This window comes from Microbacterium capsulatum (assembly GCF_030865425.1).
GTDB lineage: Bacteria > Actinomycetota > Actinomycetes > Actinomycetales > Microbacteriaceae > Microbacterium > Microbacterium capsulatum.
In genome coordinates, this window is sequence record NZ_JAVFCB010000002.1 from 499,191 (window position 1) to 520,283 (window position 21,093).

The following is a 21,093-nucleotide window of genomic DNA, read 5'->3' on the forward strand; positions in this document are numbered from 1 at the left end:
TGAGGTCAGCCGGTCGTACGCAGCACGAGTTCGGCGACGAGGACGGACAGCACGAACGACGCGGTGATGGCCACGAAGCCGACGGGCAGGATCTTCCAGCCGATGCTGCGCAGCATCGGCAGGTCCTTGCCCAGGCTGAGACCCGCGAACGTCAGCACGAACGTCGTGATCGAGAGGAAGTCGACCGCGTGCGCCATCTCGAGCACCCATCGCCCGACCGGCGAGAACGGTGATGTGGAGAGGATCCCGACCGTCATGACCGTCACGATGGCGGGGACGCGGCCCCGGGTGAGCCGGGACAGGCCCAGGGCGGCCAGCACGATGACCGCGATCACGCCGTACCCGACCAGGATCGTCCAGGAGAACGCCTTCGTCGCGACGATGCTGAGGACGACGCCGACACCGAGCACGACGGTCAGCGAGGTCCACAGCGGGAGCGACACGGGCGACTTCCCGATCAGCTTCTGCACCTTGATCTGGGTGGTGCTGGGCGCGGGTGGGGTCGCGGCGGGGACATCCGCGGGGCCGATGTCCGATCCGCCGAACTCCGCACCCGCGAGCGCCGCCGCCGGGATCCGGCGCGCGAGGGCGTCGTCGCGGCCTCGGGTGAGCACGCGGTAGAACCGTTCCGCGAGCGGGAGCGCCACCCACACGCCGACGTACAGGCCGAGCACGCTCGTGATGAGGTTCGAGGTCGCCGCGAGCGCCAGCACCTGCTGGGAGAGCTCGGGGTGGTTCGCGACGACGGCCGCCGCGGCCGCCGCCATCATCGATCCGGATCCCACGCCCGCGCCCATCGCGAGGGCGCGCGGGTCGAAGATGCCCAGCGACGAGGTGACCGAGGCGATGAGGCTCACCAGCAGTGCGCCGAACACCGTGCCGAACACGTACATCGACAGCACGCCGCGGTACTGCGGCGAGTCGGCGCCGTAGCGCTCGCTCACCATCGCGAACGAGGTCTCGCGGTCGATCGAGAAGGTGGCGCCGATCGTGGCGGGGCCCATCTTCAGCAGCACCGCGAGCGGCAGGGCGAGCGCGATCGTGCCGAGCATGTGCCCGAGCTCCTGCAGCAGCAGCGCGGGCCCCGCCTTCACGACGAGTGGCAGCTGCGGGCCGATCTCGAACGACAGCCGGACGGCGAGCACGAGCACGCCGATCCCCATCAAGGTCGTCGCGGCGTGCTGCAGGTCGACGGGGAACGCCTTGACGCGCTGCCCCGACACCACGGCGCCGGCGACGAGACCCCAGATCATCGGGAGCAGCGTCACCGACGCGATGCCGATCGGGATGACGAGCGGACCGATCAGCTGGGCGCCGGAGGCGAGCAGGACGGCGAACGCGATCAGGATCCACAGCTGCGGGGATCGGAGGGTCAGGCGCAGCTGCGTCGCGACGCCGGGGGAGGGAGCGGTCATGAGGTCTCCGAGGAGGTCGGGAAGGAGAGGGCGGGGAGGAGGCGGATCAGGTCTCGATCGTGACCCGGGTCGCGCCGGCGGGGCGTTCTGCGCGACGGCGCTGCAGGTCCGCCCGCAGCGACGGATCGACGGCGGCGTCGAGCGCGGTCCACGCGAGCAGCAGCGCACCGTCGATCGCGGCGTCGTCGCCTCCCTGCGTGACCGCGGAGGCGGCGAAGTCCGGGTTGTGCGGCACGGCCGTCTCGCCGAGGAATGCGATCATCGGGTGGATCCCGGGCACGACCTGCGTGACGTTGCCCATGTCCGTGGATCCGCCGCCGAGGCCGCGCTCGGTCGAGGGGGTGCGCCCGAGGGCGGGCATGTTGGCGTCCCAGAGCCGGGCCAGGTCGGGGTCGCTCTTCACGGGCGCGTACGGGTACTCCGTGGACCGCCAGCTCCAGTCGCAGCCCGTGGCGATCGCGGCGCCCTCGAAGCAGGACAGCACGCGCTTCTTCGTGCGGCGCCAGACGTCGACGTCGGCTGCGCGCACCTCGGCCTGCACGACCGTGCGGTCGGGGATGATGTTCGTGGCATCGCCGCCGTGGCTGATGAACGCGTTGATGTTGACCTCGGGCCCCATGTGCTGGCGGAACAGCGCGATCGCGGTCAGGGCGAGGGTCGCGGCGGCGCCGGCGTTGACGCCCTTCTCCGGAGCCGCGGCGGCGTGCGCGGTCAGGCCGGTGAACTCGACTTCGAAGCGCTCCACCGCGGTCGAGCGGAACGCGTCCGCGGAGAAATCGACCCCGGTGTAGCCGTGCACCATCATCGAGAAGTCGCTGTCCTCCCAGGCCCCCGCCTCGAGAAGAGCGACCTTGCCGCCGCCGTGCTCCTCGGCCGGCGTGCCGAGCAGCTTCACCCGCAGGCCCGCGGCCTCGGCCACCGGCACCAGTGCCAGCGCGGCGCCGACGCCCGCGGTCGCGATCACGTTGTGGCCGCACGCGTGGCCGACGCCCGGCAGCGCGTCGTACTCGGCGCACAGCGTGACGGTCAGGTCGCCGTCGCCGTAGACGGCCTCGAACGCGGTGGGGACGCCGTACGCGCCGACCTCGACGGCGAAGCCCGCCCCCTCCAGGATCTCGGCGATGCGCGCGACCGCGCGGTGCTCCTGCCAGGACAGCTCGGGGTCGGCGTGGATGGCGTGACTGAGGGCGAGCAGCTGCTCGCGCCGGGCGCCGATCTCGGCCTCGGCCCTCGCCTTGAGAGCGACGTCGGTCGTGGATGCGGTCATCGCGGCTCCTTCGCGTCGGATGCCGCGGTGCGCGGCCGGTCCCTTCCAGTGTGAGGAAGCCGGATCTCGATGGGTGATATCGCACGGAATCTGCGGGAAGATGGATCATGCCGCACGAAACCGTGCTCGATCCTCTCGATCGCCGACTCCTCAACGCGCTCCAGGTCGAGCCGAGGGCGACCTGGACGGCGCTCGCGCCGGTCGTGGGCGCCGACCCGGCCACCCTGTCCCGGCGCTGGCAGCGGCTGCACGAGGACGGCATCGCCTGGATCACGGGGCGGTTCGGCGGGGCCACGCTCCCCGGCGCCGCGATGATCGAGGTCGAATGCGCGCCGCGCCGTGTCGAGGAGACCGCGGCGGCCCTCGCCGAGGACGCCGAGGTCCTGGTGCTGGATCAGACCGCCGGCTCCCGCGATCTCCTCGTCACGGCGTCGTGCGGCAGCATCGATGCGCTGGGCGAGTATGTGACCGGGCGGATCGCGGCTCTGCCGGGGGTGCGGTCGCTGCGCACGCACCCCTGGATCGACCTGCTGCTCGAGGGCGGCGACTGGCGCCTGCGGGCGCTGAGCGATCAGGAGCGCCTGGCGCTGCCGGCCGTCCCGCCGCCGAGGCCGCGGGCGGCCGCGACGGTCTCGGCGCCGCTGCGGGAGATCCTCCGGTACGAGCTCGCCGTCGACGGGCGTGCGACGGCGGCGGCGATCGGGGAGCGCTGGTCGGTGAGCCCGCAGCGGGTCGTCGACGCCATCGCGACGCTGCGGCGGTCCGGCGAGCTGCGGCTGCGGACCGACATCGCGCGACGGTGGTCGGACTGGCCGGTGTACGCCTGGTATTTCATCGAGGCGCCGGCGAGCATCGTCGAGCAGCTGCGCACCGAGCTCGGCAGGGTTCCGCAGATCCGGCTCGCCGCGCTCACGGCGAGCCGGTACAACCTGATGCTCGCCGTGTGGGTGCGCGACCTCGCGGCGATCCACACGTTCGAGGTGGCCTTCGAGCGGGCGGCTCCCGGTGCGCGCATCCAGGATCGCTCGCTGGTGATGCGCATCGTGAAGCACATGGGGCGGATCCTGGACGAGAACGGTCAGGCGACGGGGAGGATCGTCCCGTACGAGCCTTACCCGGGGCAGGCGCCGCGCGCGCCGCACTCCGCCTGAGCGCCCGCGCAGGATCGGCCCCGGCGCGGCCGCCTATACTGGGAGGCTGGCCATCCGGCCGCTCACCCCCCTGCGAAAGAACGGACGTCCGCTGTGCTCGCCGTGCACGACCTCGAGATCCGCGTCGGAGCGCGTCTGCTCATGGAGAACGTCTCCTTCCGTGTCGCCGACGGCGACAAGATCGGTCTCGTCGGCCGCAACGGCGCCGGCAAGACCACGCTGACGAAGGTCCTCGCAGGGGACCTGATCTCGTCCGACGGCTCCGTGACGCGCTCCGGCGAGCTGGGCTACCTGCCGCAGGACCCGCGCACGGGCGACCCGGAGATGCTCGCGCGCACGCGGATCCTGGATGCGCGCGGCCTCGGCTCGCTGCAGCTCGGCATCTCGCAGGCGTCGCACGACATGGCATCGGACGATCCCAAGATCGCCGAGCGGGCGATGCGCAAGTTCGGCAATCTCACCGAGCGCTTCGAAGCCCTCGGCGGCTACGCGGCCGAGGCCGAGGCCGCCTCGATCGCGCACAACCTGTCGCTGCCGGACCGGATCCTCGACCAGCCGCTGAAGACCCTCTCCGGCGGTCAGCGCCGGCGCATCGAGCTCGCCCGCATCCTCTTCTCCGACGCCGACACGATGATCCTCGACGAGCCGACCAACCACCTCGATGCGGACAGCGTGGTGTGGCTGCGCGAGTTCCTCAAGAGCTACCGGGGCGGGCTGATCGTCATCAGCCACGACGTCGAGCTCGTCGGCGAGACCGTCAACCGGGTGTTCTACCTCGACGCGAACCGCCAGGTCATCGACATCTACAACATGAACTGGAAGAACTACCTGCGCCAGCGGGTGGCCGACGAGGAGCGCCGGAAGAAGGAGCGCGCCAACGCCGAGAAGAAGGCCACCTCGCTGCAGCAGCAGGCCGCCCGGTTCGGCGCGAAGGCCTCCAAGGCCGCCGCCGCGCACCAGATGGTCGCCCGTGCGGAGAAGCTGCTGAGCGGGCTGGAGGAGATCCGCCAGGTCGACCGGGTTGCGAAGCTGCGCTTCCCGAAGCCGGCGCCCTGCGGCAAGACGCCGCTCATGGCGTCGGGACTGTCCAAGTCCTACGGATCGCTGGAGATCTTCACCGACGTCGACCTCGCGATCGACCGCGGATCGAAGGTCGTCGTGCTGGGCCTGAACGGCGCCGGCAAGACGACCCTGCTGCGGATCCTCGCGGGCGTCGACGCGCCCGACACCGGGCAGCTCGAGCCCGGCCACGGCCTGAAGGTCGGCTACTACGCGCAGGAGCACGAGAACCTCGACGTGCACCGGTCGGTGCTCGAGAACATGATGTCGGCCGCGCCGGACATCAACGAGACCGAGGCTCGGAAGGTGCTCGGATCGTTCCTGTTCACCGGCGACGACGTGCTCAAGCCCGCGGGTGTGCTGTCCGGCGGTGAGAAGACCCGTCTGTCGCTCGCGACGCTCGTGGTGTCCTCGGCGAACATGCTGCTGCTCGACGAGCCGACCAACAACCTCGACCCGGCCTCGCGCGAGGAGATCCTCGGCGCGCTCGCGCACTACGAGGGCGCGGTCGTGCTCGTCTCGCACGATCCGGGCGCCGTCGAGTCGCTGAACCCCGAGCGGGTGCTGATCCTGCCGGACGGCGTCGAGGACATCTGGTCGAAGGAGTACCAGGAGCTCATCGAGCTCGCCTGAGGCTCGTCAGGGTCGGCGAGGTCCCTTCGACGGGCTCACGGACCGATCGGGCGAGCCGCCTCCGGCGGACCGTCCCGGCCGTCGAACGAGCCGCCGGCGAGTCGGAACGCCGTCAGCGCGGCTCGACGGCGTCCAGCAGGGCGTCCTCGTCGTCCATGTCCCGGTCGCGGCGCCGGCGCGGCTCGCGCGGCGGACGGCCGGCCGCCTCGTCGCGGTGCTTGACGACCTCGGTGCGGATCACGTAACCGATGAACACGAAGCCCATCACCGCGAACAGGATCCACTGGATCGCGTAGGAGAGGAACGGGCCGGGGTCGTTCGAGGGGGCGTCGAACGCATACGGACGGGTCGCGGGCGCGGGGGACTCCTTGACGAGCTCGCCGTACGCCCCGGTGGCCACGGGCACGGATCCGCCGATGTCGTCCGCGACCAGCGGCAGGTTGATGCTGGGCACCTGGCCGTTCGGCGCCCCCCGTCCGGACGGCGGCAGCGGTTCGCCGGGTCGCAGCCGCGCGGTCACCGTGACCTCGCCGCGGGGCGGTGCGGGCACGGAGGTCGGCACGTCCTTGTCGCCCGGCGGCACCCAGCCGCGGTTGACGATGAAGATCCGGCCGTCGTCGGTCCTGAGGGGCACGAGCACCTCGAACGCGCTCGTCCCGCCGTGCGGACGGTTGCGCACGAGGAGCTGATCCTGTGGCTGGTACTCGCCGCGGATCTGCACCGGGTGCCACTCGTCGCCCGCGCGCATCGTCGCGCCGGGGGCGAGCAGACTCGCCAGCGGGACCGCCTTCGCGTCGTAGTTCTCCTGCACGAGGTCGAGCTGGGTCTGCCGCCCCTCGTTGCGGGAGAACTGCCAGTTCGAGAGGTACGCGCACACGAGCGCGAACACGATCGCGACGCCGAGGTAGCCGGCCCAGCGGAGCAGACGCTGACGCATCATCCGAGCTCGCCCTCTCCGATCGCGGTGTCCACCCGCACCGGGAAGTCCCGGGCGCGGAGGTAATCCTGCAGGAACGCGAGGTGCTCGTCGCAGGCGAGCCAGACCTTCTCCCGCTCGGGTCCGTGGATGCGCGGGTTGCGCCAGACGATGCGGTGCGTGGCGCGGGCACGGCAGCCCGCGCGCGAGCACTTCACCTCGGGACGAGCGGCGTTCACGGGTGCGACTCGGTGCCGTGCGCCGAGACCGCGCTCTCGTTCAGCGTGATGATCCGGGGCGTCGCCGGCGCGGTCGGCGGGGTGGTCGGCGCCGCTCCGATGCCCTGCTGCGGCGATTCCAGCGCGGTCTCGACCGAGTCGCCGCCGGCGTTCGCCGTCACGACGGCGATGTACGGGAGGACCGCGGCGGCGATCCCGAACACCCAGGTCCACCAGCCGAACGGCTGAACGAGGAACATCAGGAGGAAGCAGACGACGCGGATCCCCATCGTGATGACGTAATGGCGCACACGTCCGCGCTCCTCGTCGCGCGGTGCGCGCGGCAGGGAGGTCACAGCGGCGTCTGGAGTCCTCTTCACGATGACTCCAGCCTACGCCGCCGTGACCTGCCCGGCGTCCGTCCGTCAGTAGCCGTAGGTGTTGCTCAGCGACACCGCATAGAAGATCGCGACGATGATGAACGCCCCGACGATGACGCCCAGGCCGATGCCGGCATAACCGGTGATGAGACCGGTGATGGCGAGCGGCCTGCCGCCCAGTTGGGGATCGTTCTTGATCCTCTTGAGGGAGATGTGCCCCATGATGACGGCGGGGATGCCGAGCAGCAGAGGCAGGATCAGGTACGCCCAGCAGAACACCGCACTGGCGATCCCGCAGATCATCGAGGCGACCGCCAGCCCGTTGCTCTTCTTGGGCACGGCGTACGGCTGACCGTACGGCTGACCGTATTGCTGGCCGTACTGCTGGCCGTAGACGGGCGCGCCCGGGGCGCCCGCGCCGGGATAGACCGGGGCCTGCGGAGCGGCTCCCGGGTAGGCGGGGGCGGGGTAGGCGGGAGCCGGATAGGTCGGCGCGGAGGGCTGCGTCGCACCCGGGTAGGCCGGAGCTCCCTGCGGGGGCGCCGGCTGCGGCGGTGCGGCGGGCTGGGCCGGGGCCGGATAGACGGGGTACGCGGGCTGCTGCGGCGCGGGGGCCGCGCCCGGGTACGCGGGCTGCTGCGGGGGCCCGGGGACGCCCGGATCTGCCGGCGGCTCCTGCCCGGGTTGCTGCGGATATCCGCCCTGGTCGTTGCTCATCGGATCGCTCCTCGTCGTTCATGAGAAACATTTCCGCTCCGCCCGGGCCGTGTCAATTCCCGGGGGCGGATCCGGTCGCTAGGCTTGCGTGCCGTACACCTCACCCCTTGGGAGCCTGCATGAGCACTGACCGCGTCGTCCTCGTCACCGGTGGGAACCGCGGCATCGGCCGCGCGATCGCCGAGCGCTTCGTCAGGGACGGCTACCGCGTCGCGGTGACCGCCCGCAGCGGCGAGGGCCCGGAGGGGACGCTGACCGTGCGCGCCGATGTGACCGACGCCGCGGCGATCGACGCGGCCTTCACCGAGGTCGAGCAGAAGCTCGGCCCCGTCGAGATCGTCGTCGCGAACGCCGGGATCACCAAGGACACGCTCCTGCTCCGGATGACGGAGGAAGACTTCGACAGCGTCGTGTCGACCAACCTGGGCGGTTCGTTCCGCGTGGTCAAGCGCGCCTCGAAGGGCATGCTGAAGGCGCGGTTAGGCCGCGTCATCCTCATCTCCAGCGTCGTCGGGCTCTACGGATCCGCGGGCCAGATCAACTACGCCGCCTCGAAGAGCGCGCTCGTGGGCTTCGCCCGCTCGCTCACCCGTGAGCTCGGTGCGCGCGGCATCACCGCGAACGTCGTCGCCCCGGGCTTCATCGAGACCGACATGACGGCGGAGCTGACCGAGGAGACGCAGAAGCAGTACAAGGCCAGCATCCCGGCCGGCCGGTTCGCCTCGCCGGACGAGGTCGCCGGCGTCGTCACCTGGCTCGCCTCGGACGACGCGGCGTACATCTCCGGCGCGGTCATCCCGGTGGACGGCGGCCTCGGCATGGGGCACTGACACGCCGCAACGGACGTCATCGCCAGGTGCCCGGCTCCCGGCATGCTCAGCGGATCGCGGCGACGAGCAGCTCGGCGAGCCGGTCCGGCACGGAGTACTGCGGCCAGTGCCCGGAGCCGATCCGCACGACCTCCGCGTCGCGGATCCGCCGGTACTCGTCGCCGTAGGCGCCCCACTGCGCCAGGTATCCCTCCAGCTCCTCCTGGGTCAGTGCGCCCATCAGCAGCGTCGCCGGGACGTCGTAGCGGCGCTCGTCGCCGAGGGCGATCGGATCCGTCGGCACGCGTGCCGGCACGCTGAGCGCCTCGGGCGCGGTGCGGGCGCGGGTCTGCGCGTCCAGGTCGCGCACGTCCTCGTCGGGGAAGAAGTCCCACCCGGGGAACGGGATCACCCCGTCCACGACCTCGAACTCGCTGATTCCGGATCCGTCCGGCGGAGGCACTGTGTCCACGAACACCGCACGGGCGACGCGATCGGGGCGGGCGTCCACGGCTCCCCAGACGACGTTCCCGCCGCCGGAGTGCCCCACGAGGACCACGTCGCCGGCCGTCTCGTCGATGGCCGTGACGACGGCGTCGACCCAGTCGGCGATGCCCACATCGGCCGACGAGGCGGCCGGTTCGCCGACGCCGGGCATGGTCAGGGGATGGGGTGCGTGTCCTGCGGCGCGGAGAGGGCCGAGCACGGGATCCCAGGAGGACGCGTCGAGCCAGAGACCGGGAACGAGGATGATGTCCATGTCCCCGACGCTAGGCGGCGCCTCCGACATCCGCTACGGCAGCAGCGGGATGACCTCGGAGAGATCCTGCGGTCCGACCACGAGCGCGGCTGCGGCGCGCACGGCCGGCTTGGCGTTGAACGCCAGCCCGAGGCCGGCGACCGCCATCATCCGCAGGTCGTTCGCGCCGTCGCCGATCGCGATCGTCGCGCGGGCGGCGACGCCGTGGTCCCCGGCCCACTCCTGCAGGGCCGCCGCCTTGGCGTCCGCGTCCACGATCGCACCGTCGACCCGTCCGGAGAGGGCGCCGTCGACGACCTCGAGCCGGTTCGCCCGCCACAGATCCACGCCGAGAGCGGGCGCCACCTCGTCGAGGATCTCGTGGAAACCGCCGGAGACGACCCCGACGATGCCGCCGCGGGCGTGCACGGCGTCGATCAGCTCGCGCACCCCGGGGGTCGGCTCGATGCGCGACAGCACGCGCGGGAACGCCGAGACCGGGACTCCGGCCAGCGCGGAGACGCGCGAGCGCAGGCTCGTCGCGAAGTCGACCTCGCCGCGCATCGCTGCCTCGGTCGCGGCCTGCACCTCGTCGCGGCGGCCGGCCTCCTCGGCGAGGAGCTCGATCACCTCGTTCCGGATCAGCGTGGAATCGGCATCGAGGACGACGAGGAGGCGCGCGGAGGTCACCCGACGAGCGTAGCGGGCGGTCCGGGCGGCATCCGGTCGTGTGTCGGCCGCCCGGGTCCTGGTGGGTCAGCGCTCCAGGCGCACGCCTTTGCCGACCACCGTGAGTCCGGAGTCGGTCACGGTGAAGCCCCGGGCGAGGTCGCGCTCCCGGTCCACGCCGACGGTGGCCCCGTCCGCCAGCACCACGTTCTTGTCCAGGATCGCGCGGTGCACACGGGCACCCTGGCCGATGCGCACGCCGTCGAACAGTACGGAGTCGGTGATCGTCGACCCGCCTCCCGCGAGCGTCCACGGGCCGACCACGCTGCGCTCCAGGTGGGTGCCGGAGAGCACGGAGCCGAGGGACACGATCGAGTCGATCGCGTTGCCGATGCGTCCCACCGAGTCGCGCACGAACTTGGCCGGCGGGGAGTTCACCGCCTGGGCGTGGATCGGCCATTCCATGTTGTACAGGTTGAACACCGGCAGCGTGGAGATGAGGTCCATGTGGGCGTCGAAGAACGACTCGATCGTGCCCACGTCGCGCCAGTACGCGCGGTCGCGCGGGGACGACCCCGGCACCTCGTTCTGCTTCATGTCGTAGAAGCCGGCCTCGCCGCGGTCCACGAAGTACGGGACGATGTCGCCGCCCATGTCGTGGTTCGAGGTGGCCAGCTCGCCGTCGGCCTCGACCGCCTCGATGAGGGCGTCGGCGTCGAAGATGTAGTTGCCCATCGACGCGAGCACCTCGTGCGGCGAGTCCGGCAGACCGGTCGGGTCGGACGGCTTCTCCAGGAACTGGTGGATCCGCCCGGATCCGTCCGCCGCGACGTCGATGACGCCGAACTGCGATGCGAGCGCGAGGGGCTGGCGGATCCCGGCCACCGTGGCCCTCGCCCCGGAGGCGATGTGCGCGTCGATCATCTGCTGGAAGTCCATGCGGTACACGTGGTCGGCGCCGATGACGACGACGATGTCCGGCTTCTCGTCCAGGATCAGGTTCAGGCTCTGCAGGATCGCGTCGGCGGAGCCGGAGAACCAGCGCTTGCCGAGGCGCTGCTGCGCGGGCACCGAGGCGACGTACGCGTTGAGCAGGGCGGACATCCGCCAGGTCTGCGAGACGTGCCTGTCCAGGCTGTGCGACTTGTACTGCGTGAGCACCACGACCTGTCTCAACCCGGAGTTGATCAGATTCGAGATCGCGAAGTCGATCAATCGATACTGACCGCCGAACGGCACCGCGGGCTTGGCCCGGTCCGCCGTCAGGGGCATCAGTCGCTTGCCCTCGCCACCAGCGAGGATGATCCCGAATACCTTCTTTGGTGCCGACATGCGTCCACCATAGAGGTACGCCGCGACGATGTACTACCGTTCACGTCATGCGCGTCGACATCATCACCAAGGAGTACCCGCCGGAGATCTACGGGGGCGCGGGTGTGCACGTCGCAGAGCTCGTGAAGGCCCTGAGATCCGGGGTCGACGTGCGGGTCAGGGCGTTCGGCGCGGACCGGGATGAACAGGGGACGACGGCTTATCGAACGCCCGGAGAACTCGCCTCCGCGAACGCCGCGCTGCAGACGCTGGGCACGGATCTGCTGATCGTCCCGGACGTCGCGGGGGCCGACGTGGTGCACAGCCACACCTGGTACGCGAACTTCGCGGGGCACCTCGCATCCCAGCTGCACGGCATCCCGCACGTGCTCACGGCGCACAGCCTGGAGCCGCTGCGCCCGTGGAAGGCCGAGCAGCTGGGCGGCGGGTACGCCGTGTCCGGCGGCATCGAGCGCCTCGCGTACGAGAACGCCGCGGCGATCATCGCCGTGAGCGCCGGCATGCGCGCCGACATCCTGCGCAGCTACCCGCAGGTGGATCCGGCCCGAGTGCGGGTGATCCACAACGGCATCGACGTCGAGGCGTGGCACCCGGTGCACGACCCGGACTTCGTCCGCGCGCAGGGCATCGACCCGGATCGCCCCTCGGTCGTCTTCGTGGGGCGGATCACGCGGCAGAAGGGCCTGCCGTACCTGCTCCGTGCCGCCGCGCAGCTGCCGCCGGAGGTGCAGCTCGTACTGTGCGCCGGCGCGCCCGACACGCCGGAGATCATGGCAGAGGTGCAGGAGCTCGTGCGCGGGCTGCAGAGCACCCGCGACGGCGTGGTCTGGATCGAGCGGATGCTGCCCCGCAACGAGCTCTCCGCGATCCTCACCGCCGCCACGAGCTTCGTCTGCCCGTCGGTCTACGAGCCGCTGGGCATCGTGAACCTCGAGGCCATGGCCTGCGGCGCGGCCGTGGTCGGCACGGCGACGGGCGGGATCCCGGAGGTCGTCGCCGACGGCGTCACCGGCCGCCTCGTCCCGATCGAGCAGGTGCAGGACGGCACCGGCACGCCCGTGGACCCGGACCGTTACGTCGCGGATCTCGCCGCCGTGCTCACCGAGGTCGTCGCGGATCCGGACCGCGCGAGGGCGTACGGAGAGGCCGGCCGGGCGCGTGCCGCGGAGGAATTCAGCTGGGCCTCGATCGCCGACACGACGCGGGCCCTGTACGCGGAGCTGACCGCCTGACCGGATAGGCTGGCGGCATGCCTGCCGTCCTCGAATTCTCGGATGTCGTGGTCCGCCGCGACGGCCGCAACATCGTCGATAACCTCAGCTGGACCGTCGAGGACGACCAGCGCTGGGTGGTCCTCGGACCCAACGGCGCGGGGAAGACGACGCTGCTGCAGCTCGCCGACACCCTGATGCACCCGACGGCCGGGCGCGTAGACATCCTGGGGGAGACCCTCGGCCGCGCGGACGTGTTCGAGATCCGCCCGCGGATCGGCTTCGCGTCGTCCGCGATGGCGCGCCGGATCCCCGGCGACGAGACCGTGCTGAACACGGTGATGACCGCCGCGTACTCGGTCATGGGCCGCTGGAACGAGTCGTACGAGACGATCGACGAGCGCCGTGCGATGCGGGTCCTGGAGCAGTGGCATCTGGAGCACCTCGCGGAGCGCTACTTCGGCACGCTCAGCGACGGCGAGCAGAAGCGCGTGCAGATCGCCCGCGCCGTGATGACGGACCCCGAGCTGCTGCTGCTCGACGAGCCCTCCGCGAGCCTCGACCTCGGCTCCCGCGAGGAGCTGCTGAGCCTGCTCGGCGGGTTCGCGCAGTCGCCGACGACGCCGGCGATGATCATGGTCACCCACCATGTGGAAGAGATCCCCGTCGGGTTCACCCATGTGATGCTGCTCCGTGACGGCCGGATCGTCGCCGCAGGGCTGCTCGACGAGGCCCTCACCGCGGAGAACCTCAGTGCCGCGTTCGGCATGCCGATCACGCTCGATCGCGCCGAGGGCCGCTACGCGGCGCGCGCCGCGTCCTGACGGCCCGTCTGCTAGAATCGATCCTTGGTGCTCTCTGCACCGCAGACTTCCCTCGCCCCTGGCACAATCCAGGGCACCACGTAAGGAATCCCATGAAGACTGACATCCACCCCGCGTACCAGGCCGTCGTGTTCCGCGACCTCGGCTCGGGCGACACCTTCCTCACCCGTTCGACCGTCACGAGCGACAAGACGATCGAGCTGGACGGCGTGGAGTACCCCGTCATCGATGTCGAGATCTCCTCGGCCTCGCACCCGTTCTACACGGGCAAGCAGCGCATCATGGACTCGGCCGGCCGCGTCGAGAAGTTCAACCAGCGCTTCAAGAACTTCGGCGGTTCCGCCAAGTAATCGCTTCCTCGAAGGCCCCGCTCCGGCGGGGCCTTCGTCGTCCCCGGGGAGAGATCCGTGCGGAGGCGCTCGCCCGTCCCTGTTCGCTGGTCGCGACACGCCGCTCTCAGCCCGCGCGGACGGCGTGTCGCGACCAGCGAACGAGGAGAGGTCCGGCGGGCAGGCTCAGGCGTCGACCCGGATCGGATCCTGCTCCGATTCGCGGACCGGCCAGCGGCCGTCCAGGCGCTCCTGCGGGTCGATCCGCCCGATCCGCACGAAGTAGTCGGTCAGGCTCGCGGCCTGCGCCCGTGCCCAGCCGATCTGGCGGGTGTGCAGCTCGACCGCGGTCTCCGGCATCGGGAAGCGCTGCGCGAGCGCCTGCGCGACCCGTCCCGCGGCGACCGCATCGGCCAAGGCGTCGTGCGCTCCGGTGAGCCCCACCCGGTAGTGCGCGGCCACGATCTCCAGCGTGCGCTTGCCGGGCCGGTACCGGTCGTACGCCTTGTCGATCACGAGCGGATCGATCACCGGCGACGGATCCTGCAGCGGTGCGATGCCGTGCCGCCGGGCCTCGTGCGCGAGCAGCGAGAAGTCGTAGGAGGCGTTGTAGGCGACGACCGGCACGCCCTGGTCCAGCAGCGACCGCAGCGCGGCGACGACGCCGGCGACGACCTGCGCGGCGGGGGAGCCGTTGCGGCGGGCGCGCTCCGAGGTGATCCCGTGGATCGCGGTGGCCGCCTCCGGGATCGGGATGCCGGGATCGGCGAGCCAGGTGCGCGCCGCGATCTCGGCGCCGTGATGGTCGAGCACGCCCACGTGCGCGGTGACGATCCGGTCGCGCGTGACGTCCACTCCCGTGGTCTCGAGGTCGAAGACGCCGACGCGGGTCAGCCACGACGGGAGGCTCGGGGAGGAGGTCATGCCGCCACCGTATGGGGAGCCGCGGACATCGTCGCCCCGGCGCGCGGCGGACGCGCAGAAGCATGGGGGCACCCGCCCGTAGACTCGGGGCATGTCCGTGCCCTCGCCCTACGCCGCACGCCTGGACCGCGTCCCCGTCGAGCGCCGCGAGGTCGAGGTCCTCGGCGGCACGACCGCGTACTGGGTCTACGGCCCGGAGGACGCGGAGGTCACCGTCGTCGCCGTGCACGGCTTCCGCGGCGAGCACCACGGGCTGGAGCCCGTCGTGGCCTACCTTCCCGAGGTCCGGATGATCATGCCGGATCTCCCCGGGTTCGGCGAGACCGCCCCGCTTCCGGGCCGGGAGCACGATGTCGAGGTGTACGCGCAGTGGCTGACCGCCTTCGCCGCCGCGGTCGCACCCGGCGCGGTGATCCTCGGGCATTCCTTCGGCTCGATCGTCGCCTCCGCCGCGGTCGCCCAAGGCCTGGAGACGCCGCGGCTGATCCTGGTGAACCCGATCGGCGCCCCCGCGCTCGAGGGCCCGAAGGCGCTGCTCACCCGGCTCGCCATCCTGTACTACGCGCTCGGCGCGCGCCTGCCGCAGGGCGTCGGAACGGAGCTCCTGCGCAATCCGATCATCGTGCGGATCATGAGCGGCGCGATGGCCAAGACCACGGATCCGCGCCTGCGCCGCTTCGTGCACGACCAGCACGACACGTACTTCTCCCGATTCGCGGACCGCGAGGTGCTGCGCGAGGCGTTCGTCACGAGCGTGTCGCACGACGTCCGCGAGTTCGCCCCGCGGATCGCGGTGCCGACCCTGCTCGTCGCCGCCCAGCGCGACGACATCACCCCGATCGAGGCGGAGCGGGAGCTCGTGACGCTGTTCCCGGATGCGGAGCTCGTCGAGATCGCCCACGTCGGGCACCTGATCCACTACGAGACCCCGGCCGAGGCCGCCGGTGCGATCAGGCGGTTCCTCCGGCCTCCCGCCGCGCCAGCCCCATGAGCCCGGCCACGCGGAACGGGATCACCTCGCCCATCGCGAGCGAGGTCTCGGTCCGCTCCACGCCGTCGATCGAGAGGATCCGCGCGTCCGTGTCGAACAGGTGACGCGCGTCCCGGCATGCCACCCGGGCGAGGAGGTCGACGGATCCGCTGAGTCCGTGCGCCTGCACGATCTCGGGCACGCGGGCGAGCTCGGTGATGATCCGGGGGAGCTCGGTCTGGCGCACGCCGATGTTGATGAAGGCCTGCAGCGGGAAGCCCAGCACCGCGGGGGAGAAGGATCTCTCGTAGGCGAGGAACACCCCCGTCTGGTCGAGACGCGCCATGCGCGCCTGGATCGTGTTGCGTGACAGGCGCAGCTTCTCGGCGAGCGCGACGACGGTGGTGCGCGGATCGGCGGAGAGGAGCTCGAGGATGTCGAGATCGGTGCGGTCGAGGGTTGGCATGTTGCCAAAGGGTAGCACCCGCGGTTCCGGGCGAAATTGGCAACATGCTCAAGTCGTCTGGGAATGCTTGAGCGAGGTGCTGAGCAGACGTACGCTCAGGGCAAGAGCGAAGACGCACGGAGACCGCCCTACGAAGGCGGGATCCACTGAGGAGGACGACGATGTCTACCCATCTTGACCCCATCACCGTGACGGCCACCGGCCTCGATCAGCCGGCGAGCCTGATCGACCCGCAGGGACGACGCGTGTCCGACCCGCATCTCGCCCCGTACGCCGCCGCCGTCACGTTCGAGCAGCTGCTCGGCCTGCTGCGCGACATGGTCGTGCTGCGGCGGCTCGACGCCGAGGGCGTCGCGCTGCAGCGCCAGGGCCAGCTCGGCCTGTGGGCGCCCTGCCAGGGGCAGGAGGCCGCCCAGATCGGATCCGCCCGGGCGCTCCGCGACGACGACGTGGTGTTCCCGAGCTACCGGGAGACCGGCGTGATGCTCGCCCGAGGCGCGAAGCCCGGCGACTACGTGCGGATGTGGCGCGGCGAGGAGGGGGCGTCCTACGACCCCGCCGTGATGCACATGGCGCCGCTGCAGATCATCATCGGCGCGCAGACCCTGCACGCCGTCGGCTACGCGCTCGGCATCGTGCACGACGGATCCGACCAGGTCGCGATCACCTACTTCGGCGACGGCGCCACCAGCCAGGGCGATGTGAACGAGGCCATGGTCTTCGCCTCCTCCTACCGTGCGCCGGTCGTCTTCATCTGCCAGAACAACCACTGGGCCATCTCCGAGCCCGTGGCCGTGCAGTCTCAGTACCCGATCGCCGGGCGCGCCCCGGGCTTCGGCATCCCCTGCATGCGCGTGGACGGCAACGACGTGCTCGCGTGCTTCGCGGCGACGCGCTGGGCGCTCGAGCAGGCCCGCAACGGCTCGCCGGCGTTCCTCGAGCTGGTCACCTACCGGATGGGCCCGCACACCACCGCCGACGACCCCACCCGCTACCGCGACCCGGCCGAGCTGGAGTACTGGCGCGGCAAGGATCCGCTCGCGCGGCTCGAGACGCTGCTGCGCGCCGAGGGCGTGCTCACGGACGAGATCGCCGCCGGCTTCGCCGCCGAGGCGGAGGAGTCGGCGATGCAGATGCGCGCCGCATGCCTCAGCATGAGCACGCGCGAGCCGCTCGCGGTGTTCGACGGCGTCTACGCGGAGCCGCACACCGGCATCGCGGAGGAGCGCGAGGCGTTCGCACGCTACCTCGCGTCGTTCGAGGAGGTCTGAGATGGTGCAGATGACGATGGGCAAGGCGCTCGGCGCCGCCCTGAAGCAGTCGCTGCAGGACGACCCGAAGGTCGTGCTGCTCGGCGAGGACATCGGCAAGCTGGGCGGCGTCTTCCGGATCACCGACGGACTGCTCGCGGAGTTCGGCGCGGAGCGGATCATCGACACCCCGCTCGCCGAGTCCGGGATCGTCGGCACCGCGGTCGGACTCGCGATGCGCGGCTACCGTCCGGTCGTGGAGATCCAGTTCGACGGCTTCGTCTATCCGGCGTTCGATCAGATCGTGTCGCAGGTCGCGAAGCTGCACTACCGCACCCAGGGCACCGTCCCGATGCCGATCACGATCCGGATCCCGTGGGCCGGCGGCATCGGCGCCGCCGAGCACCACTCCGAGTCGCCGGAGGCGTACTTCGTGCACACGGCGGGGCTGCGCGTCGTGGCCGTGTCGAACCCGCAGGACGCCTACGCGTGCCTCCGCCAGGCCATCGCGAGCGACGACCCGGTGATCTTCTTCGAGCCGAAGCGGCTCTACCACGCCAAGGGCGAGGTGGATCTGGACACCCTGCTGGCGGACACGGCGCCGATGGGTCTCGCCAAGGTCGTGCGCGAGGGGACCGACGCGACGATCATCACCTACGGCGCCATGGTGCGCACCGCCCTGGACGCCGCCGAGGCCGCCGCCACCGAGGGCCGTTCGCTCGAGGTCATCGACCTGCGCTCCCTGTCGCCGGTGGACTACTCCACGGTGTGCGCCTCGGTGCGCCGCACCGGACGGGTCGTCGTCGTGCATGAGGCCGCCCGGGAGGCCGGGCTGGGCGCGGAGGTCATCGCCAGCATCACGGAGAAGTGCTTCACCTGGCTCGAGGCCGCCCCGCTGCGCGTGACCGGCCACGACATCCCCTACCCGCCGGCGAAGCTGGAGAAGTTCCATCTGCCGGATCTCGACCGGATCCTCGATGCCGTCGACCGCGTGATGGACGACGCCCAGCTGCTGGAGGGGGCCGACCGATGAAGCAGGAGTTCCTCCTTCCCGACCTCGGTGAGGGCCTCACGGAGGCGGAGATCGTGCAGTGGCTCGTCGCCGAGGGCGACACCGTCACGCTGAACCAGACCCTCGCCGAGGTGGAGACCGCCAAGGCCGTCGTCGAACTGCCGTCGCCGCATGCCGGTGTCATCACGACGCTGCACGCTGCGGCCGGGGACGTGGTCCTGGTCGGCTCGCCGCTCGTCGCCTTCGAGATCGAGGGCGCCGAGGAGTCGGCGCCGTCCGCTGCCCCCGCCGCAGCCGCGCCCGCCGCAGAGCACGCCGAGGAGGGATCCGGTCCGAACCTCGTCGGGTACGGCGCCGCGCCCAGCGCCGGTCGGCCGATGCGCCGTGCGCGCCGGTCGGCCACCGTGGTCGCCTCGGCCGAGACCGACGTCCGGATCGCCGCCCCGCACGACGCGATCGACGAGGCGCCGCCCGTGCGCGAGCACCGGGAGCGCCCGCGCTCCACGCCGCCCGTGCGCGCCTACGCCAAGGCGCAGGGCGTCGACCTGACCCTCGTCGCCGCCGAGCTCGGCGACCGGGTGATCACCCGCGCCGACGTCGACGCCTACCGCGAGCGGATCGCCGAGCGCACCGCCGGCTTCGGCGCGCGCCCCGCGGCCGAGCCCGCCGCCCCGGCGCCGCGCTCCGTCGCGACGGGGGAGCGGCGCACGACCCGGGTCCCGATCCGCGGGGTCCGCAAGGCGACCGCCGAGGCGATGGTGCAGAGCGCGTTCACCGCCCCGCACGTGACGACGTTCCACACCGTCGACGTCACCGCCACGACCGAGCTGATCGCATCCCTGCGCGCAGGCGCGGCGGCCGACGCGCCCCGGATCGGCGTGCTCACCGTCGTCGCGAAGGCCGTGTGCCTGGCCCTGGGCCGCTATCCGGGCCTGAACTCCCACTGGGACGCCGAGGCCGGGGAGATCGTGCAGCAGCACTTCGTCGACCTGGGCATCGCCGCGGCGACCGAGCGCGGTCTCATCGTGCCGATCATCCGCGACGCCGAGCGCATGCCGCTGGGCGAGCTGGCCGGGGCGATCGCGGAGCTCACCCGTACCGCGCGCAGCGGCAAGACCCCGCCGGCGGACCTCACCGGCGGCACGTTCTCGCTCACGAACATCGGCGTCTTCGGGATCGACGCCGGCACCCCGATCCTGCCTCCGGGGCAGACCGGGATCCTCGCGCTCGGCGCGGTGCGCAGGATGCCGTGGGAGCACCACGGGGAGATCGCCCTGCGCGACGTGATGACGCTCAGCCTGTCGTTCGACCATCGCGTCGTCGACGGCGCGGAGGGGTCGCAGTTCCTCAAGGCCGTCGCGGACGTGCTGCAGGAGCCGGGCCGGGCGATGCTGCTGGCCTGAGCCGGCCCCGCGCTTCGGGCCGGCTCAGCTCCTCCGGGGGCGGCGTTCCAGACCCAGCACGCGCCGGGTCAGGCGCCGCTCCCGGATCAGGAAGCCCGTGCCGATCAGCCAGAGCGGGATCTGCGTGAGGAACGCCCAGCGGAACGCGTCGAGCGTGTAGGTGTCCGGTGTGCCTGCCCCCTGCAGATCGAGGGCGAGTCCGATCAGGAAGATCGCGAGGAGTCCGGCGAGGAAGCCGCCGCCGTTGACGACTCCGGTCGCGGTGCTCAGCCGGTGCTGCGGGTTGTGCGTGCGGGCGTGGTCGAACGCGACCATCGAGGCGGGTCCGCCGGTCGCGAGCGCGACGGCCAGCAGGAGCAGCAGCCACAGCGGCGCGGTGCCCGGCCACAGGAGCACGGCGAGCCAGACGAGCACCTGCACCCCGATCGTGGGGAGCACGATCATCAGCGAACGGCTGGTGGGGTGGCGGGAGGACAGCGCGCCCATGACCGGCCCGAAGAGGATGCCGAACACGACGTACACCGTCGTCACGAGCGATGCGGCGCCGATCGAGAGGTGCTCGCCGTTCGTGAGGAAGGGAATGCCCCACAGCATCATGAACGCGGTGCCGGCGAAGGGCGTCGTGAAGTGCGTCCAGAAGCCGAGACGGGTCCCGGGATGGGCGAGGGCCTCGCGCAGCGACACCCGCAGGTCGATCTGCGAGGTGACCACCCGGATCACGCCGGTGTCGGTGTTCACGGAGACGTCCTCGGCGAGGTCGGCGGGGCGGTTGCGGATCAGCGCGAACATCAGCACGCTGAACAGCACGCCGAGCCCGGCGAGGCTGCCGAACGCCACCGACCAGGTGGTGGAGTGCAGCAGCACGGGGAACGGCAGCAGCGCGACCAGCTGACCGAGCTGGCCGACGATGCCGGTCAGCTGCGCCATCAGGGGTCCGCGCTGCGCGGGGAACCAGGTCGCGACGAGGCGGAGCACGCCCGGGAAGATCGCGGCGTCCCCCGCGCCGAGGATCATCCGCGCGACGATCGCGACGCCCACGTTCGGGGCGAACGCCATCACCAGCTGCCCGACCATCATCAGGATCATGCCTGCGACCATGATCGGCCGGGATCCGAAACGGTCCAGCAGCACGCCCACCGGGATCTGCATGAGCCCGTACACGGCGAGCTGCAGCACCGCGAAGAGCGACAGCGTCGACGCGTCGGCCTGGAACAGGTGCGCCGCGTCCACGCCGACGGCGGAGAGCGAGGTGCGGTTCGTGATCGACAGCACGTAGCCGGCGACCCCGACGCTCCAGATCAGCCACATCCGCCAGGCCGGAACGGGCGCAGGATTCACAGTTCTCCTCGGGGTGCGGCGGTCGTGGCGACGCGGATCATCGTACGCCCGGGACGCATGC

At 71.4% G+C, this 21,093-nt stretch carries 22 protein-coding genes; 10 read left to right on the forward strand and 12 right to left on the reverse strand.

From position 1 onward, the window contains the following. Positions 1 to 5 precede the first annotated feature (5 nt). Together RBR11_RS05330 and RBR11_RS05335 are read right to left on the reverse strand one after the other, a co-directional pair. Positions 6 to 1,415, reverse strand: coding sequence for a DUF3100 domain-containing protein (locus RBR11_RS05330; RefSeq protein WP_308488260.1), 1,410 nt, complete (start codon positions 1,413 to 1,415; stop codon positions 6 to 8). A gap of 46 nt (positions 1,416 to 1,461) precedes the next feature. Continuing rightward, positions 1,462 to 2,682 (reverse strand): amidohydrolase, encoded by a 1,221-nt coding sequence (locus RBR11_RS05335; RefSeq protein ID WP_308488261.1) that lies wholly within the window; start codon positions 2,680 to 2,682, stop codon positions 1,462 to 1,464. A 107-nt stretch (positions 2,683 to 2,789) separates the two neighbouring features. Here RBR11_RS05335 and RBR11_RS05340 point away from each other — a divergent pair, with 107 nt between their 5' ends. Both RBR11_RS05340 and RBR11_RS05345 read left to right on the forward strand, forming a co-directional pair. Then, a complete protein-coding gene (locus tag RBR11_RS05340) occupies positions 2,790 to 3,833 on the forward strand; it encodes an Lrp/AsnC family transcriptional regulator (protein ID WP_308488262.1) in 1,044 nt (347 codons plus the stop codon). A 93-nt stretch (positions 3,834 to 3,926) separates the two neighbouring features. After that, positions 3,927 to 5,525 carry an ABC-F family ATP-binding cassette domain-containing protein gene (locus RBR11_RS05345; protein ID WP_308488263.1) on the forward strand — a complete coding sequence of 533 codons (1,599 nt, stop codon included), beginning with the start codon at positions 3,927 to 3,929 and terminating at the stop codon, positions 5,523 to 5,525. Between the two features lie 112 nt (positions 5,526 to 5,637). On the opposite strand, the gene RBR11_RS05350 is transcribed toward RBR11_RS05345, so the two are convergent. The 4 genes from RBR11_RS05350 to RBR11_RS05365 are packed head-to-tail and all read right to left on the reverse strand — an operon-like array spanning position 5,638 to position 7,756. Continuing rightward, a complete protein-coding gene (locus RBR11_RS05350; protein ID WP_308488264.1) occupies positions 5,638 to 6,465 on the reverse strand; it encodes an SURF1 family cytochrome oxidase biogenesis protein in 828 nt (275 codons plus the stop codon). Next, the gene (locus RBR11_RS05355) at positions 6,462 to 6,680 is read right to left on the reverse strand and encodes a hypothetical protein (RefSeq protein ID WP_308488265.1); all 219 of its coding nucleotides are present in this window, start codon (positions 6,678 to 6,680) and stop codon (positions 6,462 to 6,464) included. The genes RBR11_RS05350 and RBR11_RS05355 overlap by 4 nt, the downstream gene beginning before the upstream one ends. Further along, positions 6,677 to 7,039 (reverse strand): DUF3099 domain-containing protein, encoded by a 363-nt coding sequence (locus RBR11_RS05360; protein ID WP_308488266.1) that lies wholly within the window; start codon positions 7,037 to 7,039, stop codon positions 6,677 to 6,679. Before RBR11_RS05360 ends, RBR11_RS05355 begins: the two co-directional genes overlap by 4 nt. 45 nt (positions 7,040 to 7,084) lie before the next feature. Further along, positions 7,085 to 7,756 (reverse strand): DUF4190 domain-containing protein, encoded by a 672-nt coding sequence (locus RBR11_RS05365; RefSeq protein WP_308488267.1) that lies wholly within the window; start codon positions 7,754 to 7,756, stop codon positions 7,085 to 7,087. A 119-nt stretch (positions 7,757 to 7,875) separates the two neighbouring features. Here RBR11_RS05365 and RBR11_RS05370 point away from each other — a divergent pair, with 119 nt between their 5' ends. Next, positions 7,876 to 8,586, forward strand: a complete 711-nt coding sequence (locus RBR11_RS05370) for a beta-ketoacyl-ACP reductase (protein ID WP_308488268.1) — start codon at positions 7,876 to 7,878, stop codon at positions 8,584 to 8,586. Positions 8,587 to 8,632: 46 nt separating this feature from the next. Here the strand turns inward: RBR11_RS05370 and RBR11_RS05375 are convergent, their stop codons facing one another. From RBR11_RS05375 to RBR11_RS05385, 3 genes are all read right to left on the reverse strand, one after another. After that, the gene (locus RBR11_RS05375) at positions 8,633 to 9,325 is read right to left on the reverse strand and encodes an alpha/beta fold hydrolase (RefSeq protein ID WP_308488269.1); all 693 of its coding nucleotides are present in this window, start codon (positions 9,323 to 9,325) and stop codon (positions 8,633 to 8,635) included. Between the two features lie 33 nt (positions 9,326 to 9,358). Further along, positions 9,359 to 9,994 (reverse strand): phosphoserine phosphatase SerB, encoded by a 636-nt coding sequence (gene serB / locus RBR11_RS05380; protein ID WP_308488270.1) that lies wholly within the window; start codon positions 9,992 to 9,994, stop codon positions 9,359 to 9,361. 66 nt (positions 9,995 to 10,060) lie between these two features. Further along, positions 10,061 to 11,305, reverse strand: a complete 1,245-nt coding sequence (locus tag RBR11_RS05385) for a glucose-1-phosphate adenylyltransferase (protein ID WP_308488271.1) — start codon at positions 11,303 to 11,305, stop codon at positions 10,061 to 10,063. Positions 11,306 to 11,352: 47 nt separating this feature from the next. Between RBR11_RS05385 and glgA the strand changes: the two genes are divergently transcribed. The 3 genes from glgA to RBR11_RS05400 all read left to right on the forward strand — a co-directional run bounded on the left by glgA (position 11,353) and on the right by RBR11_RS05400 (position 13,690). Then, positions 11,353 to 12,537: a glycogen synthase gene (gene glgA, locus RBR11_RS05390; protein ID WP_308488272.1), complete on the forward strand. Its 1,185-nt coding sequence runs from the start codon at positions 11,353 to 11,355 to the stop codon at positions 12,535 to 12,537. Between the two features lie 17 nt (positions 12,538 to 12,554). After that, positions 12,555 to 13,340, forward strand: a complete 786-nt coding sequence (locus RBR11_RS05395; protein WP_308488273.1) for an ABC transporter ATP-binding protein — start codon at positions 12,555 to 12,557, stop codon at positions 13,338 to 13,340. Between the two features lie 92 nt (positions 13,341 to 13,432). Next, on the forward strand, positions 13,433 to 13,690 hold the full coding sequence (locus tag RBR11_RS05400) for a type B 50S ribosomal protein L31 (RefSeq protein WP_308488274.1): 258 nt from the start codon (positions 13,433 to 13,435) through the stop codon (positions 13,688 to 13,690). 165 nt (positions 13,691 to 13,855) lie between these two features. Here RBR11_RS05400 and RBR11_RS05405 read toward each other — a convergent pair whose 3' ends face one another. After that, a complete protein-coding gene (locus RBR11_RS05405) occupies positions 13,856 to 14,593 on the reverse strand; it encodes an exonuclease domain-containing protein (RefSeq protein ID WP_308488275.1) in 738 nt (245 codons plus the stop codon). Positions 14,594 to 14,684: 91 nt separating this feature from the next. Here RBR11_RS05405 and RBR11_RS05410 point away from each other — a divergent pair, with 91 nt between their 5' ends. Continuing rightward, positions 14,685 to 15,584, forward strand: a complete 900-nt coding sequence (locus tag RBR11_RS05410) for an alpha/beta fold hydrolase (protein WP_308488276.1) — start codon at positions 14,685 to 14,687, stop codon at positions 15,582 to 15,584. Here the strand turns inward: RBR11_RS05410 and RBR11_RS05415 are convergent. Then, positions 15,544 to 16,029, reverse strand: coding sequence for an Lrp/AsnC family transcriptional regulator (locus RBR11_RS05415; RefSeq protein ID WP_308488277.1), 486 nt, complete (start codon positions 16,027 to 16,029; stop codon positions 15,544 to 15,546). The two genes, RBR11_RS05410 and RBR11_RS05415, sit on opposite strands and share 41 nt — an antisense overlap. 161 nt (positions 16,030 to 16,190) lie before the next feature. Here RBR11_RS05415 and pdhA point away from each other — a divergent pair, with 161 nt between their 5' ends. From pdhA to RBR11_RS05430, 3 genes are read left to right on the forward strand one after another with little or no spacing between them, the layout of a single operon-like run. Further along, a complete protein-coding gene (gene pdhA, locus RBR11_RS05420) occupies positions 16,191 to 17,300 on the forward strand; it encodes a pyruvate dehydrogenase (acetyl-transferring) E1 component subunit alpha (protein ID WP_308488278.1) in 1,110 nt (369 codons plus the stop codon). 1 nt (position 17,301) lies between these two features. After that, the gene (locus tag RBR11_RS05425; protein WP_308488279.1) at positions 17,302 to 18,312 is read left to right on the forward strand and encodes an alpha-ketoacid dehydrogenase subunit beta; all 1,011 of its coding nucleotides are present in this window, start codon (positions 17,302 to 17,304) and stop codon (positions 18,310 to 18,312) included. Further along, entirely contained in the window at positions 18,309 to 19,694 is a 1,386-nt protein-coding gene (locus RBR11_RS05430) for a dihydrolipoamide acetyltransferase family protein (protein WP_308488280.1), read from the forward strand. The genes RBR11_RS05425 and RBR11_RS05430 overlap by 4 nt, the downstream gene beginning before the upstream one ends. Positions 19,695 to 19,718: 24 nt before the next feature. Here RBR11_RS05430 and RBR11_RS05435 read toward each other — a convergent pair whose 3' ends face one another. Beyond that, on the reverse strand, positions 19,719 to 21,002 hold the full coding sequence (locus RBR11_RS05435; protein ID WP_308488308.1) for an MFS transporter: 1,284 nt from the start codon (positions 21,000 to 21,002) through the stop codon (positions 19,719 to 19,721). Positions 21,003 to 21,093 lie beyond the last annotated feature (91 nt).

Bases quoted from the DNA above. Each gene is read 5' to 3' on its own strand.
- pdhA (WP_308488278.1), top strand. From the start codon at position 16,191: ATGTCTACCCATCTTGACCCCATCACCGTGACGGCCACCGGCCTCGAT.
- RBR11_RS05370 (WP_308488268.1), top strand. From the start codon at position 7,876: ATGAGCACTGACCGCGTCGTCCTCGTCACCGGTGGGAACCGCGGCATC.
- RBR11_RS05435 (WP_308488308.1), bottom strand. From the start codon at position 21,002: ATGTGGCTGATCTGGAGCGTCGGGGTCGCCGGCTACGTGCTGTCGATC.
- RBR11_RS05335 (WP_308488261.1), bottom strand. From the start codon at position 2,682: ATGACCGCATCCACGACCGACGTCGCTCTCAAGGCGAGGGCCGAGGCC.
- RBR11_RS05400 (WP_308488274.1), top strand. From the start codon at position 13,433: ATGAAGACTGACATCCACCCCGCGTACCAGGCCGTCGTGTTCCGCGAC.
- RBR11_RS05340 (WP_308488262.1), top strand. From the start codon at position 2,790: ATGCCGCACGAAACCGTGCTCGATCCTCTCGATCGCCGACTCCTCAAC.
- RBR11_RS05410 (WP_308488276.1), top strand. From the start codon at position 14,685: ATGTCCGTGCCCTCGCCCTACGCCGCACGCCTGGACCGCGTCCCCGTC.
- RBR11_RS05425 (WP_308488279.1), top strand. From the start codon at position 17,302: ATGGTGCAGATGACGATGGGCAAGGCGCTCGGCGCCGCCCTGAAGCAG.
- RBR11_RS05365 (WP_308488267.1), bottom strand. From the start codon at position 7,756: ATGAGCAACGACCAGGGCGGATATCCGCAGCAACCCGGGCAGGAGCCG.
- RBR11_RS05375 (WP_308488269.1), bottom strand. From the start codon at position 9,325: ATGGACATCATCCTCGTTCCCGGTCTCTGGCTCGACGCGTCCTCCTGG.
- RBR11_RS05385 (WP_308488271.1), bottom strand. From the start codon at position 11,305: ATGTCGGCACCAAAGAAGGTATTCGGGATCATCCTCGCTGGTGGCGAG.
- RBR11_RS05415 (WP_308488277.1), bottom strand. From the start codon at position 16,029: ATGCCAACCCTCGACCGCACCGATCTCGACATCCTCGAGCTCCTCTCC.
- RBR11_RS05405 (WP_308488275.1), bottom strand. From the start codon at position 14,593: ATGACCTCCTCCCCGAGCCTCCCGTCGTGGCTGACCCGCGTCGGCGTC.
- RBR11_RS05350 (WP_308488264.1), bottom strand. From the start codon at position 6,465: ATGATGCGTCAGCGTCTGCTCCGCTGGGCCGGCTACCTCGGCGTCGCG.
- RBR11_RS05430 (WP_308488280.1), top strand. From the start codon at position 18,309: ATGAAGCAGGAGTTCCTCCTTCCCGACCTCGGTGAGGGCCTCACGGAG.
- glgA (WP_308488272.1), top strand. From the start codon at position 11,353: ATGCGCGTCGACATCATCACCAAGGAGTACCCGCCGGAGATCTACGGG.
- RBR11_RS05395 (WP_308488273.1), top strand. From the start codon at position 12,555: ATGCCTGCCGTCCTCGAATTCTCGGATGTCGTGGTCCGCCGCGACGGC.
- RBR11_RS05330 (WP_308488260.1), bottom strand. From the start codon at position 1,415: ATGACCGCTCCCTCCCCCGGCGTCGCGACGCAGCTGCGCCTGACCCTC.